Origin of the sequence: Oceanibaculum sp. (genome assembly GCF_022449305.1) — a bacterium.
Lineage (GTDB): Bacteria > Pseudomonadota > Alphaproteobacteria > Oceanibaculales > Oceanibaculaceae > Oceanibaculum > Oceanibaculum indicum.
Window position 1 is genome coordinate 1 of the sequence record NZ_JAKUSO010000016.1, and the last position, 17,961, is coordinate 17,961.

19 protein-coding genes are annotated in these 17,961 nt (G+C 65.5%); 13 read left to right on the forward strand and 6 right to left on the reverse strand.

What is annotated here, in order from left to right:
• On the reverse strand, nucleotides 1–454 hold a 454-nt coding region (locus MK313_RS07120), incomplete at its 3' end, for an amidase family protein (RefSeq protein WP_287780635.1).
• 311 nt (nucleotides 455–765) lie between these two features.
• On the opposite strand from MK313_RS07120, the gene MK313_RS07125 reads away from it, so the two are divergent.
• The 6 genes from MK313_RS07125 to MK313_RS07150 are packed head-to-tail and all read left to right on the forward strand — an operon-like array spanning nucleotide 766 to nucleotide 6,652.
• Complete coding sequence (locus MK313_RS07125) at nucleotides 766–3,630, forward strand: monovalent cation/H+ antiporter subunit A (RefSeq protein WP_287780636.1); 2,865 nt, start codon at nucleotides 766–768, stop codon at nucleotides 3,628–3,630.
• Nucleotide 3,631: 1 nt separating this feature from the next.
• Nucleotides 3,632–3,979, forward strand: a complete 348-nt coding sequence (locus MK313_RS07130; RefSeq protein ID WP_287780637.1) for a Na+/H+ antiporter subunit C — start codon at nucleotides 3,632–3,634, stop codon at nucleotides 3,977–3,979.
• On the forward strand, nucleotides 3,976–5,490 hold the full coding sequence (locus MK313_RS07135; RefSeq protein ID WP_287780638.1) for a monovalent cation/H+ antiporter subunit D: 1,515 nt from the start codon (nucleotides 3,976–3,978) through the stop codon (nucleotides 5,488–5,490). The genes MK313_RS07130 and MK313_RS07135 overlap by 4 nt, the downstream gene beginning before the upstream one ends.
• Nucleotides 5,491–5,506: 16 nt before the next feature.
• Nucleotides 5,507–5,995 carry a Na+/H+ antiporter subunit E gene (locus tag MK313_RS07140; RefSeq protein ID WP_287780639.1) on the forward strand — a complete coding sequence of 163 codons (489 nt, stop codon included), beginning with the start codon at nucleotides 5,507–5,509 and terminating at the stop codon, nucleotides 5,993–5,995.
• A complete protein-coding gene (locus MK313_RS07145) occupies nucleotides 5,992–6,261 on the forward strand; it encodes a K+/H+ antiporter subunit F (RefSeq protein WP_121217194.1) in 270 nt (89 codons plus the stop codon). The genes MK313_RS07140 and MK313_RS07145 overlap by 4 nt, the downstream gene beginning before the upstream one ends.
• Nucleotides 6,262–6,271: 10 nt before the next feature.
• Nucleotides 6,272–6,652, forward strand: a complete 381-nt coding sequence (locus tag MK313_RS07150) for a Na+/H+ antiporter subunit G (protein WP_287780640.1) — start codon at nucleotides 6,272–6,274, stop codon at nucleotides 6,650–6,652.
• On the opposite strand, the gene MK313_RS07155 is transcribed toward MK313_RS07150, so the two are convergent.
• From MK313_RS07155 to MK313_RS07170, 4 genes are all read right to left on the reverse strand, one after another.
• Nucleotides 6,637–7,107, reverse strand: coding sequence for an STAS/SEC14 domain-containing protein (locus MK313_RS07155; protein ID WP_416054112.1), 471 nt, complete (start codon nucleotides 7,105–7,107; stop codon nucleotides 6,637–6,639). The genes MK313_RS07150 and MK313_RS07155 overlap by 16 nt on opposite strands.
• A 139-nt stretch (nucleotides 7,108–7,246) precedes the next feature.
• Nucleotides 7,247–8,674: a mannose-1-phosphate guanylyltransferase/mannose-6-phosphate isomerase gene (locus MK313_RS07160; protein WP_287780642.1), complete on the reverse strand. Its 1,428-nt coding sequence runs from the start codon at nucleotides 8,672–8,674 to the stop codon at nucleotides 7,247–7,249.
• 66 nt (nucleotides 8,675–8,740) lie between these two features.
• The gene (locus MK313_RS07165; protein ID WP_287780643.1) at nucleotides 8,741–8,866 is read right to left on the reverse strand and encodes a hypothetical protein; all 126 of its coding nucleotides are present in this window, start codon (nucleotides 8,864–8,866) and stop codon (nucleotides 8,741–8,743) included.
• A gap of 299 nt (nucleotides 8,867–9,165) precedes the next feature.
• Nucleotides 9,166–10,614, reverse strand: a complete 1,449-nt coding sequence (locus MK313_RS07170) for an amidohydrolase family protein (protein WP_287780644.1) — start codon at nucleotides 10,612–10,614, stop codon at nucleotides 9,166–9,168.
• 128 nt (nucleotides 10,615–10,742) lie between these two features.
• On the opposite strand from MK313_RS07170, the gene MK313_RS07175 reads away from it, so the two are divergent.
• On the forward strand, nucleotides 10,743–11,948 hold the full coding sequence (locus MK313_RS07175; RefSeq protein ID WP_287780645.1) for a class I SAM-dependent methyltransferase: 1,206 nt from the start codon (nucleotides 10,743–10,745) through the stop codon (nucleotides 11,946–11,948).
• Between the two features lie 229 nt (nucleotides 11,949–12,177).
• Here MK313_RS07175 and MK313_RS07180 read toward each other — a convergent pair whose 3' ends face one another.
• Nucleotides 12,178–13,125, reverse strand: coding sequence for an acetamidase/formamidase family protein (locus tag MK313_RS07180; protein WP_287780646.1), 948 nt, complete (start codon nucleotides 13,123–13,125; stop codon nucleotides 12,178–12,180).
• A gap of 181 nt (nucleotides 13,126–13,306) precedes the next feature.
• On the opposite strand from MK313_RS07180, the gene MK313_RS07185 reads away from it, so the two are divergent.
• The 6 genes from MK313_RS07185 (at nucleotide 13,307) to MK313_RS07210 (ending at nucleotide 17,960) form a co-directional block, all read left to right on the forward strand.
• On the forward strand, nucleotides 13,307–14,071 hold the full coding sequence (locus MK313_RS07185; protein WP_008945829.1) for an SDR family NAD(P)-dependent oxidoreductase: 765 nt from the start codon (nucleotides 13,307–13,309) through the stop codon (nucleotides 14,069–14,071).
• A gap of 74 nt (nucleotides 14,072–14,145) precedes the next feature.
• Nucleotides 14,146–14,841, forward strand: a complete 696-nt coding sequence (gene pseF / locus MK313_RS07190; protein ID WP_121217180.1) for a pseudaminic acid cytidylyltransferase — start codon at nucleotides 14,146–14,148, stop codon at nucleotides 14,839–14,841.
• A 6-nt stretch (nucleotides 14,842–14,847) separates the two neighbouring features.
• The gene (locus MK313_RS07195) at nucleotides 14,848–15,735 is read left to right on the forward strand and encodes a class I SAM-dependent methyltransferase (RefSeq protein ID WP_287780647.1); all 888 of its coding nucleotides are present in this window, start codon (nucleotides 14,848–14,850) and stop codon (nucleotides 15,733–15,735) included.
• A 5-nt stretch (nucleotides 15,736–15,740) separates the two neighbouring features.
• The gene (locus MK313_RS07200) at nucleotides 15,741–16,337 is read left to right on the forward strand and encodes a GNAT family N-acetyltransferase (protein ID WP_287780648.1); all 597 of its coding nucleotides are present in this window, start codon (nucleotides 15,741–15,743) and stop codon (nucleotides 16,335–16,337) included.
• Entirely contained in the window at nucleotides 16,327–17,292 is a 966-nt protein-coding gene (locus MK313_RS07205) for an ATP-grasp domain-containing protein (RefSeq protein WP_287780649.1), read from the forward strand. Before MK313_RS07200 ends, MK313_RS07205 begins: the two co-directional genes overlap by 11 nt.
• Nucleotides 17,289–17,960: an HAD family hydrolase gene (locus MK313_RS07210; RefSeq protein ID WP_287780650.1), complete on the forward strand. Its 672-nt coding sequence runs from the start codon at nucleotides 17,289–17,291 to the stop codon at nucleotides 17,958–17,960. The genes MK313_RS07205 and MK313_RS07210 overlap by 4 nt, the downstream gene beginning before the upstream one ends.
• Nucleotide 17,961 lies beyond the last annotated feature (1 nt).

The following is a 17,961-nucleotide window of genomic DNA, read 5'->3' on the forward strand; positions in this document are numbered from 1 at the left end:
CCGGCGTGCGCGGCAGATCCCAGGGATTGTTGGTGGTGCCATAGACTTCGTTGAAGCTCTGCCAGTCGGACAGCAACAGCGGCACGTTGGACTTGCCGTAGAGCGTCACGCCGGCCTGCTTCAGGCGGGTGACCGACAGCGCGTCCTGCTTGGGGAAATTGTCCTTCAGCTCCGGCAGGCCCCAGGTGGTGGGCATGCCGACCACATCGAAGGATTCCTTGATCGTCATCGGCACGCCGTGCAGCGGCCCCCAGACAGAGCCCTTGGCCAGCGCCTTGTCAGCCTCCTTCGCGCGCTTGCGCGCACCCTCGACATCCTTCACCACCACGGCATTGATGTCGCCATCATGCTTTTCGACCCGCGCCAGGCAGTGATCCAGCAGTTCGAGAGCGCTGATCTTCTTGTTCTTGATGGCTGCCGCCTGCTTCTTCGCCGGCCAGAATGCAATGTCCATGGTCCCGAGGCTCCCTGCTTGGCTTGATTTCCGCGAATGGTGCGAAATGTTAGCGATGCTGACAGAAAGCGCCAAGCCGAACCGCCGCATGGCCGGTCTGCACCCCGCTGGCGTCGGATCGGATGGCGAAAATCGGTAACCACCCTGACCGACTTTGCTGGACAGCGATTTGGTTTTTCGCTTTATTTCGCCAGCCTCGCGCCAACAAGAACGGCACAAGAGCGGGTTCACCGCGCCGCGCACCAATAAGTAAGCCTCACACAGTCCCATCCGGACAGGGCATACGTCGCAGGGAGACGCAAGGGATACCGATGAGCCTCCTTCTGATCGTTTTGCTGCCGTTTATCGGCGCCATTTTCGCTGCGCTGTCGATACGAGCGGGCCGCAATGCCTGCAGCATCGCCGCGCTCGCCACCACGCTGACCAGCCTCACCCTGCTGCTGACGCACGCCCCCGCCGTCTTTCGCGGCGAGGTGGTGACCGCGCGGTTCGAATGGCTGCCGGCGCTGGGCCTCAACGTGAACTTCTTCGTGGACGGGCTGGGACTGTTCTTCGCCGGGCTGATCCTGGGCATCGGCGCGCTGATCATCATCTATGCCCGCGCCTACCTGTCGAAGGACGACCCGATGGGCCGCTTCATGGCCTATCTGCTGCTGTTCCAGGGCGCCATGGTCGGCATCGTGCTGTCCGACAACATCCTGCTTCTGCTGGTGTTCTGGGAACTGACGAGCCTGTCCTCCTTCCTGCTGATCGGCTACTGGAACCACCTGCCGGAAGGTCGCCAGGGTGCCCGCATGGCGCTGGCCGTCACCGGCGCCGGCGGCCTGTCGCTGATTGCCGGCATGCTGATCCTGGGCCATATCGCCGGCTCCTACGACCTGACCGTGATCCTGCAGAATGGCGACGTCATCCGGCAGTCGCCACTGTACCTGCCGGCATTGCTGCTGATCCTGGGCGGCTGCTTCACCAAGTCGGCGCAGTTCCCGTTCCATTTCTGGCTGCCGCACGCGATGGCGGCGCCGACGCCGGTCAGTGCCTATCTGCACAGCGCCACCATGGTGAAGGCCGGCATCTTCCTGATGGCGCGGCTGTGGCCGGTGCTGTCGGGCACCGAGGAATGGTTCTACCTGGTGACCACCGCCGGCCTTGCGACCATGGTGATCGCGGCGTGGATCGCCCTGTTCAAGGATGACCTTAAGGGCCTGCTGGCCTTCTCCACGGTCAGCCATCTGGGGCTGATCACCATGCTGCTGGGCTTCGGCACGCCGATGGGCGCGATGACGGCGGTGTTCCATATCCTGAACCACGCGACCTTCAAGGCTGCGCTGTTCATGACCGCCGGCATCGTCGATCACGAGGCCGGCACGCGCGACATCAAGCGGCTGGGCGGCTTGCTGTTCCTGATGCCGATCACCGGCACCATCGCCATGGTGACCGCCGCCTCGATGGCCGGCCTGCCGCTGCTGAACGGCTTCCTGTCGAAGGAGATGATGCTGGAACAGGCCGGGCTGACCGTCTGGCTGGGCAATGACTGGATCGTGCCCGTGCTGGCGACGATCGGCGCGCTGTTCTCCGTCGCTTATTCTTTCCGCTACATCGCGCATGTCTTCCTGGGCGAGCAGCGCCATGACTATCCGCATCATCCGCACGATCCGCCCTTCCTGATGTGGGCGCCGCCCGCCTTGCTGGCGGTGCTGGTGGTGCTGATCGGCCTGTTGCCGGCGGTGATCGCCGGGCCGCTGGTCGCCACCGTCTCCGCCGCCGTGATCGGCGCGCCGGCGCCGGACTACAAGCTGGCAATCTGGCACGGCCTCACCCCGGCCCTGTTCATGAGCGTGATCGCGGTGGCCGGCGGCGCGCTGCTGCTGTGGCGCCACGCCACGGCCAAGGCGATCCGCGAATCGGTGCCGCGCCCTGAAGCCAAAACGATCTTCGAGGCCTGTATCGCAGCACTGGTGAGCCTCGCAAGCCGCTTCACGGACGGGCTGCAGAACGGCTCGCTGCAGCGCTACCTCGCCTGGCTGGTGGGCGCGGCGCTGGTGATCGGCTATGGCGGCTATTTCGGCACCACGAACGCGCCGGGCGGCCGACCGACCCTGCCTGCTCCGCCGCTTGCCATCATTGCCTGGCTGCTGCTGATCGCCGCCAGCATCGGCGCGGTGACGATGCACCGCCAGCGCCTGTTCGCGCTGATGCTGGTCAGCGTGGTCGGCCTCATCGTCTCGCTGGGCTTCCTGTATCTGTCCGCCCCCGACCTTGCGCTGACGCAGATCTCCGTCGAGGTGGTGACGGTCATCCTGATGCTGCTGGCGCTGAACTTCCTGCCGAAGGCAACGCCGGTCGAAAGCAGCATGCCGCGCAAGACGCGCGACGGCATCCTCGCCGGGCTGGCCGGGCTGGGTGTCGGTGGTGCTGTCTGGGCGGTAATGACCCGCGATTTCGAGACCATCTCCAGCTACCATCTGGAGAATTCCAAGACCGGCGGCGGCGGCACCAATGTGGTGAACGTGATCCTGGTCGATTTCCGCGGCTTCGATACATTCGGCGAGATCATCGTGCTGGGCATCGCCGCGCTTGTGATCTTCGCCCTGCTCGACAGCGCGATGCATGGCGAATGCCGGCGCAAGCTGATGAACTGGCAGTTCGAGACCGCGCGCGCCGCCGACCGGCACCCGCTGATGATGGTCGTGGTGTCGCGCGTCATGCTGCCGCTGGCGCTGATGGTCGGCGTCTATATCTTCCTGCGCGGCCATAACGAGCCGGGCGGCGGCTTCATCGCCGGCCTGATCGTCGCCATCGCGCTGGTCATGCAGTACATGGCCAGCGGCCTTGGCTGGGCAGCACAGCGCATCCGCATCGACTATCACATGACGATTGGCCTCGGCGTGCTGTTCGCCGCGCTGACCGGCGTCGGCGCCTGGCTGGCCGGGCGGCCGTTCCTGACCAGCGACTACGGCTATTTCACCCTGCCGCTGGTCGGCACCTTCGAGCTGGCAACCGCGATGCTTTTCGATATCGGCGTGTTCCTGACCGTGGTCGGTGCGGTGATGCTGGCGCTGGCGAACCTGTCGCGTATCGGCATGAAGGCGGAGCATCTGACCGTCTCGCAGGAGCCGATGGACCTCGACCCGTCACGCGACGGCACGGCGGCAAAACCAGCCGGTCAGGAGAGCTGACATGGAATTCCTCATGGCATCCGGCATTGGCGTGATGACGGCAGCGGGCGTCTATCTGCTGCTGCGCGCCCGCACCTTCCCGGTCATCGTCGGGCTAACCTTCCTGTCCTATGCGGTGAACGCCTTCATCTTCGCCATGGGCCGGCTGGAGACCGAAAAGCCGCCGATCCTGGCCCTGAAGCTGGCGCAGTACACCGACCCGCTGCCGCAGGCGCTGGTGCTGACCGCCATCGTCATCGCCTTCGGCATGACGGCGATGGTCGTGGTGCTGGTGCTGCGCGCCTATCTGGAAATCGACAGCGACCATGTCGATGGCGACAGCGATAACCGGGAAGGGGCCGGGCGATGAGTCACTGGATCATTCTGCCGGTCATCCTTCCGGCCATCGCCGCCAGCCTGCTGCTGCTGGGCCTGAACAAGGACCAGGCGCTGGAGCGTACCGTCGCCCTGGCCTCTACAGCCGCGCAGTTCGCCGTCGCCGTGGCGCTGACCGTGGCCGCGACGCAGACCCCGGCGGAAGCCTATCTGCTGGGCAACTGGCCGGCCCCGTTCGGCATCGTGCTGGTGCTGGACCGGCTGTCGGCGATGATGCTGCTGCTGACATCCGCGCTGGCGCTGTTCGTGCTGCTCTACGCCCTTGGCGGCTGGGACAAGCGCGGCCGGCATTTCCATGCGCTGTTCCAGTTCCAGCTGATGGGGGTGAACGGCGCCTTCCTGACCGGCGACGTGTTCAACCTGTTCGTGTTCTACGAGGTGCTGCTGATCGCCTCCTACGGGCTGATGGTGCATGGCAGCGGCGGCGAACGTCTCAAGGCCGGCACGCACTACGTCATCACCAACCTGACCGGCTCCGCGCTGTTCCTGATCGCGGTCACCATGATCTATGGCGTCACCGGCACGCTGAACATGGCCGACCTTGCGGTGAAGGTGCCGCAGGTGGCGGCGGGCGATCAGGGGCTGCTGCAGGCCGGCGCGCTGCTGCTGCTGCTGGTGTTCGGCATCAAGGCCGCACTGGTGCCGCTGCATTTCTGGCTGCCCGGCACCTATGCCGCCAGCTCCGCCCCGGTGGCCGCCCTGTTCGCAATCATGACCAAGGTCGGCGCCTATTCGATCCTGCGCTTCTACACGCTGATCTTCGGTGCAGATGCCGGCCCCGCGGCCTTCGTTGCCGGCCCCTGGCTGCTGCCCGCCGCGCTGGTCACGATGGTGATCGGCATGGTCGGCATGCTGGCCGCACGGCAGCTGCGCTGGCTGGTCGCCTTCGGCGTCGTCGGCTCAATGGGCACGCTGCTGACCGGCTTCAGCCTGTTCACGGCAGAAGCGCTGTCGGCCGGCATGTATTACATGCTGCATTCGACCTTCATCGCCGCCGGCCTGTTCCTGCTGGTCGAGCAGATATCGATCCGGCGCGGCAGCGATGCGGTGGCGCCGGGTAGCAGCTTCGCCGGGATCGGCCTGACCTCGTCGCTGTTCATGGCTGCCGCCATCGCCATGGCCGGCCTGCCGCCGCTGAGCGGCTTCCTGGGCAAGCTGCTGATCCTGGACGCCGCGCGCGACAGCGGGGCGATGGGCTGGATCTGGACGCTGATCCTCGTCACCTCCTTCCTGTCCATCGTCGCCTTCGCCCGTGCCGGCAGCCTGGTGTTCTGGAAGCGCGGCGGGGATGTGCCCGAAGCCACCTCCGGTCCGCAGCCGGTCCTGCCGCTGGTCGCCACCATCGGCGTGCTGGCGATGACGGCGCTGCTGTCCGCCTTCGCCGGGCCGGTTTCCGGCTATCTGGACGAAACGGCACGGCAGCTGATGGCGCCGACGGACTATATCGCCGCCGTGCTGGGCGCCGACGCGCTGGCGTCGCGTTGAGGAAGGGAGGATACTGATGCAGCGTTATCTTCCGCACCCGATCATGGTCCTTATCCTCACCCTGCTCTGGATGGTTCTGCTGAACGACTTCTCGGTCGGCGGACTTGTGCTGGGCGTTATCCTGGGCATCGGCATCACGCTGCTGACCAGCCGGCTGTGGCCCGGCGCGCCGCGCATTGCCAGCTACCCGAAGGCCTTTGCCTATTTCTTCCTGGTGCTGTGGGACATCGTCGTCGCCAACGTCCAGGTTGCGGGGCTGATCCTGTTCAAGCGCAATGCCGACCTGAAGCCGGATTTCATCTCGATCCCGCTTGATATCCGCACGCCGGAGGCGATCACCCTGCTGGCCGGCACCATCACCATGACGCCAGGCACCGTGTCCTGCGACCTGTCGGCCGATGGCCGCAGCCTGCTGGTGCACGGACTGAACATTGAGGATGCGCCGGCAGCCATTGCCGATATCAAGAAGCGCTACGAGGCCCGCCTGAAGGAGATTTTCGAATGATCTTCTATGCCATCGCCTTCTGTTTCGCCTGCATCGGCCTGGCACTGCTGATGAATCTGTGGCGCCTCGCCACCGGGCCGACGACCCCGGACCGCATCCTGGCGCTGGATACCATGACCATCAACGCCATCGCGCTGATCGTGCTGTACAGCCTGATGAGCGACACTTCCATCCTGTTCGAGGCGGCGATCCTGTTCGCCATGGTGGGCTTCATCTCCACCGTAGCCTACTGCAAGTTCCTGCTGCGCGGCGACGTGATCGAGTAAGGGGAGCATCATGGATTTCATTCTCGAGCTGCTGCTCTCCGCCTTCATCGTCATCGCCGGCTTCTTCTCGCTGGTGGGTTCCTTCGGCCTGCTGAAGCTGCCCGACGTGATGACCAGGCTGCATGCTCCGACCAAGGCGACGACGCTGGGCGTCGGCGGCATCCTGGTCGCCTCCATGCTCTATAACCTGATGGCCCATGGCACGGTGTCGGTGCATGAGCTGGCGATCACGCTGTTCCTGTTCATCACGGCGCCGATCACCGCCAATTTCATTGCCAAGGCCTATCTGCACGAGCAGCGCGACAAGACCGTGAAAGGCCTGCCAAAGCCGGACGATAAGGCATCCGACTGGGCGACCTACAAGGTGCCGGAGCGTCAGGCCGAGAGCTGAGCCTCCCGCAGCCACTCCAGCGCCTCCAGCCGGTCCGTGAACAGGCGGTGGTTGGCTCTCGGAAAGATGCTGGCGGCGATCTTCACGAGCTGGAAAAAAAAGCCGTCCCGCGCGACATAGGCGACGCGGGATTCGGGTGGCGGCGCGCTGCCCCATGGCGCCAGCTTAACGATGTCGTACAGCACCTCCCACTCGACGATGCCATGAAACCGTGTGGCATCGACGAGCGTCAGCATGTTGGTGCGGACCATGCCGCGCGACAGCGCTTCCTGAAGGCAGGCGCGGACATCGCTCAACCCCGCCTCGTTCTCGACCGTGATGAAGAGCAGGTCCCCCGTGACGGAGAGGGTTACCCGATTATCGGCTGAACCGCTGACGATTATCTCCGAACTTCGATTGTCATTTGCCTGCCTTGCCTGTGCCCTGTCCGAAGCATCATCGTCCCGGCCCGTCATCCCGCCCCCGGTTGAGAATTGAGCAACTTGGTATCCTTAGCGATACCACCCCGACGACTACGATGACAGGCCTAAACATATATAAAGAAACGATGATTCGACATGGCTGACATAAGGCCAGCCCTATGGACAGGCAAGGTCAGGCGCGGCCGAAGGCATCCTCGATGCGCACGATATCGTCCTCGCCGAGATAGGCGCCCGACTGCACCTCGATCAGGTTCAGCGGTACCTTCCCGGGATTTTCCAGCCGGTGCACGCAGCCCAGCGGCAGATAGACCGACTCATTCTCCTGCAGCAGCATCTGTTCATCACCGCGCGTGACCAGCGCGGTGCCGTTCACCACCACCCAGTGCTCGGCGCGGTGGAAGTGCTTCTGCAGTGACAGTTTGCCGCCCGGCTTCACGGTCAGCCGCTTCACCTGGAAGCGGTCGCCGGCATGCAGCGTCTGGTAATAGCCCCAGGGGCGATATATCTGGCGGTGCGTGCTGGCCTCGTCCCTGCCTTCGGCCTTGAGCAGCTCCACCGCATCCTTCACCTGCTGCACGGCATCCTTGGAGACCACCAGCACCGCATCCTCGGTGGCGACCACGATCAGATTCTCGACGCCGACCGTCACGGTCGCGATGCCCTCGCCGCGCACCAGGCTGTTCTTCGTGCCGATAGTCCAGGCGTCGCCCTGCAGCACATTGCCGTCTGCATTCTTCTCGCCAACCTGCCAGAGCGAGGACCAGGAGCCGAGATCGGCCCAGCCGATATCCGCCGGCACCACGGCGGCATGGTCCGTGCGCTCCATCACCGCATAGTCGATGGAGATCGAGGGCGCCTCGGCGAATGCCGCGCCCAGCCGCCGGAAGGACAGGTCGCTGGTCGCCGTGGCGACAGACTCCTCCGCCGCCTTCAGCACCTCCGGCGCGTGGCGCGCGATCTCCGCCAGACAGGCCTCGGCGGACAGCAGGAACATGCCGGAATTCCAAAGATAGCCTTCGGCAACGAAATGTTCGGCGGTGGCACGGTCCGGCTTCTCGACGAAGCGTTCGACGGCCTGCACACCCGTCCCCAGAGATTCGCCCGGCTTCACATAGCCATAGCCGGTCTCCGGCGCGTCCGGCACCATGCCGAAAGTGACCAGCTTGCCGGCCCGCGCCAGCGGCAGGCCCGCCGCCACGGCGGCACGAAGCCCCGCCGGGTCGGCGATATGATGGTCCGCCGGCAGCACCAGCAGGATGGAATCAGGCGACTTTTCGCGCGCGACCAGCGCGGCGGCGGCCAGCGCCGGCGCGGTGTTGCGCCCCTTCGGCTCCAGCAGGATGGCCGCCGGCTCGATATCGAGCTGGCGCATATGTTCGGCAACGATGAAGCGGTGATCCTCCGCGCAGACAATCATCGGCGCGCCGAAGCCCTGGGCCGGCGCGGTGCGCAGAACGGTATCCTGGATCAGGCTGCTGTCGCCCAGCAGCGGCAGGAACTGCTTGGGGTAGCTGAGACGCGACACCGGCCACAGCCGCGAGCCGCTGCCGCCGGACAGGATGACGGGAATGACGGAACTGAAATCGGCGGATTGGGGCATTGCGCTATCCGGATACGGGCGACGGGTCCGTCATCCCTTCGCACAAGCCCTTCCCGCCTGCAAGGGCTAGGCGATGACCGCCGGTTCGTGGCTCAGCGACAGCAGCAGCCCGGCCACCGCCGTCACCAGCATGCCGAGCGTGACCGACCGCCACACGATTCCCGCCAGCTTGTTCTTCTTGTCGTCCTTCATGACCGCCTCCATTGCGGCACAGTCGCAAACTAGATGCATTCTAATTTAATTGCGACTGGCTCGCAATCAAGAAGTTTAGTCGATATCGCCCAGTCTGGAATGGCGATTCGCGGGCGGCACCTCATATTCTAACCGTCACCCCCGGTCTTGTACCGGGGGTCCAAGGTGCAGCCTGCTCAGGCGGCGCCGAAGTGAGCCGAAGCCTGGATTCCCGCAACAAGTGCGGGAATGACGGCAGAAGGAAACCCATACGCCAGCACTTCAAACCCGGCCTTTCAGACAAAAATGCCGACCGCCCCTCACATTTCCTCCAGCGCCAGCGGGGAGATATCGCGGCCCGACAGACCTTTCGGGTTGCGCTGCGCGACCGTCGCCTCAGCCCGGCGCTGCCCCTGCTCCACCGCCTCAGCGGCGGCGGCAAAGTCGAAGCCCAGCACCTGCCCGTTCTCGACGCGCAGCACGCCATCGACATAGACATCGCGCACCGCGCGTTCCGCCGCCGTATAGACGAGGCTGCGCAGCGGGTCGCGCAGCGGCCGCATGATCGGATGCGTGGCATCGACCAGCACGATGTCGGCCTTGGCGCCCGGCGCCAGACTTCCGATATCGTTTCGCCCCAGCGCCTTCGCCGGGCCGGTGGTGACGGCGTTGAACATGTCGGCGGTGGAGACGGCGCGGAAATCCTTCGCGTTCACCCGGGCCAGAATGGCGGCGGTACGCATCTCCTCCCACAGATTATGCGGGTGGGTATCAGTACCGATAGCCATGTTGACCCCGGCTTCCAGATAGCTGCCGAAATGCTCCAGCGTGTGGCCATAGCGCGAGAACACCGTCGGACAGTGCGCCACGGTCGCCCCGCGCTTTGCCAGCAAGCCGAGGTCGCTGCGGCTTTCCCAGTGGATCAGCGAGTGATGGTCCAGGAACATGCCATGACCGATGGTCACGTCGGGCGCCAGGAACCCTACCTCATCCAGCCACTGGATCGGCGTCAACCCATGCCGGCGGGTCATCTCATGGAACTCGACCACGCTCTGCGCCGCATGGGTCTGCAGCGGCAGCTTGCGGGCGCGCGCCGCCTTCACCGACTCCTGGAACATCTCGGCCGAGCAGGTATCGACCTGCGCCGGCATGACGATGCCCGACAGCCGCCCGGACGGGTGCGCCACCGCCTCGTCCACCAGCGCCAGCGCCTTCTCGAACTGCTTCTGGCCGGCCGCCTTGTCCCAGACGAAATCCAGCCGATGGCCGGTCGGCACGTCCCAGCGCGCCTCACGGAACTGCGGCGTCACATAGGCGCGCACGCCGCTCTTCGCCAGCAACTCGATCCACCCCGGATAGCTGGGCGACAGATCGGCGATGGTGGTCACGCCGGACTGCAGCATCTCCGACAACGCATAGGCGCAGGGCGCCTCCGGTCCACCCTCATGGTCCTGGAACAGGGCCGTGCGATCATACAGCGCGCTCATATAGAGCTTCGGATTGCCCAGCTCCTCGCGCACGCCCTTGTAGGTCGGCTGGTTGTAGGGGTGGCAATGGATGTTGATGAGGCCCGGCAGCACGACCGACTGCCGCCCGTCGATCTCGCTGTCCGCCGGCCCGTCATAATCCGGCCCGACATGCAGGATCGCATTGCCCCGGAAGGCAATGTCGATGCCGCGGCGATAGACATGCCGGTTCTTCCGGGCATCCCAGGCTACCGTCCAGTCGGCCTTGCGAATCACGATAGTCTTGGCGTCTGTACTGTTCATGCTGCCCCCCGGCTTGTTCGCTTCGTTGACAGGTAGCATGGCAAGGATTTGCGACCGCTCATAGAGCCTATCGTCTCGACCATCCGCCCCTTCTGCGCTATGCCGGTTCGGCGCAGAGAGGATGTTGCATGACCAACCCGGTGCAGGACCAGTACGAGTCCTATCCCTATCCCGGCCGCAACCCGGCGGAGGAAGCGACGCGGCTTGTCACCGGCTCGCCCAGCCGGGTGTTGGAGATCGACCATTACCTGTTCGGCGGGAAACGCGACTGGAGCAAGCCCTTCCGCGTGCTGGTGGCCGGCGGCGGCACCGGCGACGCCACGGTGATGCTGGCCCAGCAGCTTCATGACAAGGACGTGAAGGCCGAGATCACCTATCTGGACCTGTCCACCGCCTCCCGCCGGATCGCGGAGCAGCGGATCAAGGTACGCGGCCTGACGAATGTGAGTTTCCTCTCCGGCTCGCTGCTGGACCTCGCAGCGATGGGCCTTGGCGGCTTCGACTACATCGATTGCTGCGGCGTGCTGCACCATCTTCCCGACCCGGATGCCGGCCTCGCGAGCCTGGCCGGCGCCCTGGCGCCCGGCGGTGGCATCGGCATCATGGTCTATGGCGAATATGGCCGCGCCGGCCTCTATCCGCTGCAGGCGGCGCTGCGCCAGTTGGCCGGCGACCTGCCATTGAAGGAACAGGTGGCGCTAGCGAAGAAGCTGCTGCCCGCCCTGCCCGTCACCAACGGCTTCCGCAACAACCGCTTCCTCGGCGACCATCGGCGCGGCGATGCGGAGCTGGTGGATCTGCTGCTGCACCGGCAGGACCGCGCCTATACCGTGCCGCAACTGGCCGGGCTGGTGGCGGGCGCCGGCCTTCGGATCGCCAGCTTCATCGAGCCGCTGCGCTACGACCCGTCCCTCTATCTCACCGACCCGGTGCTGGCCAAGCGGGCGGCTTCGCTGCCGGCGCCAGATCAGGCGGCGCTTGCCGAACGGCTGGCCGGCAACATGAAGCTGCACATCGCCTATCTCAGCCGCGAGTCCGGCACCGTGGCACAGCCCGCACCCGAGGCGATTCCGCTCTTCATCGAGTGGGAGGCGGGGACTGTTGCAAAGGCGGTCCAGCAGCAGGGCGGCATCAAGGGCGCCTTCGACGGGCTGCCGGTCACCTTGCCGCTGCCGCGCCAGGCGCCTGCGATCCTGCGGCTGATCGACGGCACGCGCAGGATGGACGCGATCCGCCAGGAAGCCGGCTACGCCGACTGGGACAGCTTCATGGCCGTCTTCAGACCGGTCTGGCGGGCGCTAAACGGCATCAACCGGCTGGTGCTGCGGCACTAAATTCCCTCTCCCCCTTGCGGGAGAGGGTTGCGCAGCCTTATGAGCGGAGCGAATTAGGCGGAGCTGGGTGAGGGGTAGTAGCCCTCCCCCCGATGTCCTTCGAGACGCGCGCTAAAGCGCGCTCCTCAGGACGAGGTCATGGTTGGAATGACGACGGTGCCGCTTGGTGACCTCATGCTGAGGAGCCGCCGAAGGCGGCGTCTCGAAGCATATGGCCGCTTGGCGCCCCCTACTTCCCGCCATGCAGTGCGGTCTTCGGCAGCATGGCGTGGATGCCCTTGTGCTGGTTCACCAGCTGGCTGACACGCAGGTCGCAGGCCAGGCTGCACAGGGTATAGGCATCCTCGCGGCTGAGGTTGGACTTGGCGCAGATCAGATCGATCATACCGCGCAGCGCGATCTTCGCCGCCTCGTCGAGGTCGGGATCGAGGCCGATGGTGATGTAGTGGCGCGATGTTTCGGCCTGCGGCAGTTTCAGGTCCATATCCTTGCGCACGATGAACTCGAAAGTCCCGCTCAGCGCCGTCTCGATGGCGGTGATGCAGACCTCGCCATCGCCCTGCACGGCATGGCCGTCGCCGCAGGAGAACAGCGCGCCCTCGTTGAACACCGGCAGATAGAGCGTGGCGCCGGGGCGCAGCTCCTTGATGTCGAGATTACCGCCCATGGCGCGCGGGATGATCGAGGTCTGCGCGCCCCAGCCCGCCGGCGGGGCGACGCCCATCACGCCGAAGAACGGGTCGAGCGGCAGATCGACGCCCCAGGGAAGCTTCGCCATCATCTTTTCCAGATCCATGCGGATGTGCATCAGGCGGGTTTCCGGGAACTCGTCCGGCAGCGTCCCACCGAGCGGTCGGATGATGTTCCAGCCCCATTCGTCACGCAGCTTCACGTCGATGATGCGCACTTCCAGCACATCGCCGGGCATTGCCCCCTTCACCGCCACCGGGCCGGTGAGGATATGGCCAGGCAGCAGACGCGGCGACTTCTGGTGAATCTCCTTAAGCTCCGGGCGCACCTTCAGGTCGCCGCCGGGCATCACCTCCGGCGCGCCGGAGACGGTGTGGATCGTCACCCGGTCGCCGGACTCCACTTCCAGTACCGGCCTGATCTTCGCGTCGAACGCGCCCCAGTGGCAGGTTTCGGGACTGGAGGAGAGTTCGTGATGCTTGCTCATGGGAAGCCTGCGTGTCTTTCGGAAGGGATCGGCATTTGAACAGAGGGAGCCGGCGCTTGCCAGTGCCTTTGGAGCGGAGAGGACCGCATATCAGCTCCTATCATCGGGCCGATGGCGCATCTCTGCTGGCTTGCCTACACTCCGCCCATCAAACCGAAACACCACACAAGAAAGACCGAACATGGATCTGGGACTGAAGGGCAAGAAGGCCGTTATCACCGGCGGCACACGGGGCATTGGCCGCGCCATCGTCGATATTCTGGCCGCCGAGGGCTGCGATGTGGCCTTCTGCGCGCGCAAGGAGGATGAGGTGAAGGCCGCCGTTCAGGCCGTCTCCGCCACCGGTGCGAAGGCCTATGGCGGTACCGCCGATGTCGGCGATGGCGACAGCATCCGCGGCTTCATCGCCGATGCGGCGGCGAAGCTGGGCGGTATCGATATCCTCGTCGCCAATGTCAGCGCCATGGGCGGCGGCAATGAGGAGAGCGCCTGGCGTGCCAGCGTCGAGGTGGACATCATGGGCACCATGCGCACGGTGGAGGCCGCCCTGCCCTTCCTGGAGAAGGCCGGCAACGGCGCCATCGTCGCCATCTCCAGCGTGTCGGGCATCGAGATTTCCGCCGATACCGTGCGCTCCTACAACACGGTGAAGGCGGCGGTCGTCGCCTACATGTCAAACCTTGCCAAGGCGCATGCCGGCAAGGGCATCCGCGCCAACACTGTTTCCCCCGGCACGATCTATTTCGAGGGCGGCGTATGGGGCCGCACCAAGATCAACGATCCGGCGCGCTACGAGCATTTCCTGAAGAAGAACCGCGCCGGCCGCATGGGCACGCCGGAGGAAGTGGCCCGCGCCGCCGTGTTCCTGGCGAGCCCGGCCGCCAGCTTCGTCTCCGGCACCAATCTGGTCGTGGATGGCGCCTACACCAACCGCATCCAGTTCTGATCCAGCTTGCATCCGCGCCCCGCTTCCGTTGAGGATGGGGCGCGGTATTGGGAGCTGGACATGGACGGTAGCCGATGAAGGTGGCGGTGATCCCGGCGCGGGGCGGCAGCAAGCGCATCCCGCGCAAGAACATCAAGGATTTCTGCGGCCGGCCGATGATCGCCTGGAGCATCATCGCGGCGCAGAAATCCGGCCTGTTCGACCATATCATCGTCTCCACCGAGGATGCCGAGATCGCGCAGGTGGCGCGCGAATGGCGGGCGGAAACGCCGTTCACCCGACCGACCGACCTTGCCGACGATCATACCGGCACCACGCCGGTCGTCGCCCATGCCGTGGAGTGGATGCAGGAGCAGGGCTGGCCAGTAGAGGCGGTGTGCTGCCTCTACCCCGCCTCCCCCTTCATCCATGCCGAGGATATCCGCGCGGGACTTGACCTGCTGCAATCGGGCGACTGGGCCTATGCCTTCACCGTCACGGACTTCCCCGCCCCGATCTTCCGCTCCTTCCGGCAATTGCCCGAAGGCGGGGTGGAGATGTTCTTCCCCGAACATGCCCTCACCCGATCCCAGGATTTGCCGGAGGCGCTGCATGACGCGGCGCAGTTCTACTGGGGCACGCCGGAGGCCTGGCGTTCCGGCAAGCCGATGTTCGCGCCACACACCATTCCGCTGCGCATTCCGCGCTGGCGCGTGCAGGATATCGACAATGAGGATGACTGGGTCCGCGCCACCCACCTCTTCCGATTGCTGGAACTGCATAAGGGCTGACCGGGCATGACGATCGACGATTCCCGCCTCAAGCGCCATCCGCTGGGTTTTCTCCAGGCGGACCCGATGCCGACCGCCCAGGAGCTGAGCGACTATTACGCCAGCTATTACCAGCAGGAGCGCAGCAACTACCGGAAATCCTACACTGCGCAGGAGCACGCCTTCTTCGACGCGAAGCTCGCCCAGCGCGCGGCCCTGGCGGAAAGACTGCGCGGCACGGATACGCCCGGCCGCTTCCTGGATGTCGGCTGCGGCGAGGGTTTCGCGCTGGCCTGGTTCCGGCGCACGGGCTGGCACGTCGAGGGGATTGATCACAGCCTGGCCGGCATCAAGGCGATGAATCCCGATCTGGCGGACGCCGTCACGGCCGGCGACCTGTTCGGACTGCTGGATACGCGTATCGAGGCTGGCGAAAAACACGACCTCGTCTGGCTGACCAACGTGCTGGAACATGTGACCGATCCGGTCGGGCTGCTGGAACGGCTGCGCCGGCTAGTCACCCCCGGCGGTGTGCTGGCGGTCACCGTGCCGAACGATGGCTCCGCCTATCAGGAAAAGTTGCTGGCCGATGGCCATATTCCGGAGCGGTTCTGGATCGCCCTGCCCGACCATCTGGCCTATTTCACGCGCGAGAGCCTGCACAACATCGCCGGCGCCACCGGCTGGGACTGCCGGGAGATCATCGGCGACTTCCCCATCGACCTGTTTCTGATGCATGACGGCTCCAACTATGTGCGCGACCGCGCGCAGGGCGCTTCGGCGCACCGCGCCCGCGTGGAGATGGAACTGCTGCTGGCCGAACAGCCGGCCGAGGCGGTGAACCGCTTCTATGCCGCGCTGGCCGAGGTCGGGCTGGGCCGCAACATCACCGCCTTCCTGACGCCGCGCGACTGACGCCGATGCACAGCCCGCCCGTCACCTATGCCTGCATGCCGCATCCGGTGCTGGAAGCCGGCACCCTGTCGGTACGTGCGGTGCAGAAGGCGGAGATCGAGGCGATCCGACAGTGGCGCAATGCGCAGATCGATGTGCTGCGCCAGGCCGCGCCGATCACGCCGGAGCAGCAGGAGGCCTATTTCGCGCGGCACATATGGCCGCAGCTCCACAGCCCGCAGCCGGACACCATCCTGGTCAGCTACCGGGAAGAGGACCGGCTGATCGGCTATGGCGGGCTGGTGCATGTTGCCTGGGCGCACCGGCGGGCCGAGGTCTCCTTCCTGCTCGACCCGGTTCATATCGGCAACGAGAAGGTCGTTGCCCGCTATTTCGGTACCTTCCTCGGCCTGATGAAAAGGCTGGCCTTCGCCGATCTCGGACTGAACCGGCTGTGCACCGAGACCTATGCAATCCGCCCGCATTACGTCGCCATGCTGGAAGAGAACGGCTTCCGGCGGGAAGGCGTGCTGCGCCAGCATGTCTGGATCGGCGGGCAGCCGGTCGATTCGATCCTGCAGGGCTGTCTTGCCGGAGACGGTGGGTGGGCGGATGAGCAGTAACCGCCATCTGCTGGTGACCAGTGCCGCGCGCAAGATCCCGCTGCTGCGCGCAGCGATCAGCGCCGCACGAAAACTGTCGCCCGACATGCAGGTGCAGGCCGGCGATCTCGACCCGGACGCCCCGGCGCAATATGTCGCCGACGGGTTCTGGGTCATGCCGCGTACAGACGATACGGCACTGGAGGCGCTGATTGCCGGCTGCAGGGAGCGTGGCATCGGCGTCGTGCTGCCAACCCGCGATGGCGAACTGCTGTTCTGGGCGCGGCACAAGGCGCGCTTCGCCCGCGAAGGCATCGCAATACTGGTCTCGCCGGAGGAAAGCGTCAGGCGCTGCCTCGACAAGCTGGCCTTCGCGCGCTTCGGACAGTCGGGTGGCCTGCCCTTCATTCCGGCCTTCGAAGGGCTGGAGGATGCCGGCCCCGCTCCCTACGCCGTAAAGGAGAGATTCGGCGCCGGCTCGCGCGCCATCGGCCTGAACCTCGATGCCGCCTCCGCGCAGGAGCATGCCAAGGGGCTGACCGCGCCGATCTTCCAGCCCTTCATCGAAGGTACGGAAATCAGCGTCGATGCCTGGATCGACAGAAACCACAAGGTGAAGGGGCTGGTCCTGCGTCGCCGCGACCGGGTGGTGGACGGCGAATCGCAGGTGACGACGACATTCCGCGATGCCGCCATTGAGGATGCCGCCCGTACGGCGCTGGAAGCGCTGCAGCTCTGCGGGCCGGTGGTCATGCAGATCCTGATCGACAGGGCCAGCCAGCCGCACATCATAGAATGCAACAGCCGGTTCGGCGGCGCCTCCACCGCCGGCATCGCTGCCGGGCTGGACTCGCTGTACTGGAGCCTCGCAGAGGCCGCGGGCAAGGATGTCGCCGCCCTGCCCTTCGCCCGCATTTCCGGCGAGGTGCGGCAGGTGCGCCTGCCCGCCGACACGCATTTCATCCTGCCGGCATGATCCTGGTCTTCGACCTCGACGACACGCTGTACGACGAAAGCCGCTTCGTCGAGAGCGGCTTCCGCGCCGTCGCCCGTTTCGGCAAGCAGCAATTCGGCTGGGACGAACAGGACTCGCTGGCGCAGATGCTGGAGACGCTGGTGCGCGAGGGGCGTGGCGCGGTGTTCGACCGCTGGCTGGCGGCGCATGGGCAGCACGGCAAGGCGCTGGTCGCGGCCTGTGTGAAGGCCTACCGCCACCACAAACCGACGCTGTCACTGTTCCCGGAGGCGGCTTCGCTGCTGCCCTCCTTGTCGGCCTATCCGCTCTATCTCGTCACCGACGGGCACAAGATCGTGCAGGCCAACAAGGTGGAGGCACTCGGCATCGCGCCGCTGTTCCGCAAATGCTTCATCACGCACCGCTATGGCATCCGGCACGCCAAGCCCTCGCCCTATTGCTTCGAGTTGATCCGGCGGCGGGAACAGGCGGATTGGCCGGAACTGGTCTATATCGCCGATGACCCATCCAAGGATTTCGTCGGGCTGAACCCACTGGGCGCGCAGACCGTCAGGGTGCTGACTGGTCGTCACCGTAACGTGATGGCAAAGCCGGGTTTCGAGGCCCGGTACACGATCCCAGACCTGTTGGCCTTCCCTTCCCTGCTGGCGGAGATGGGACGGGGCTAAA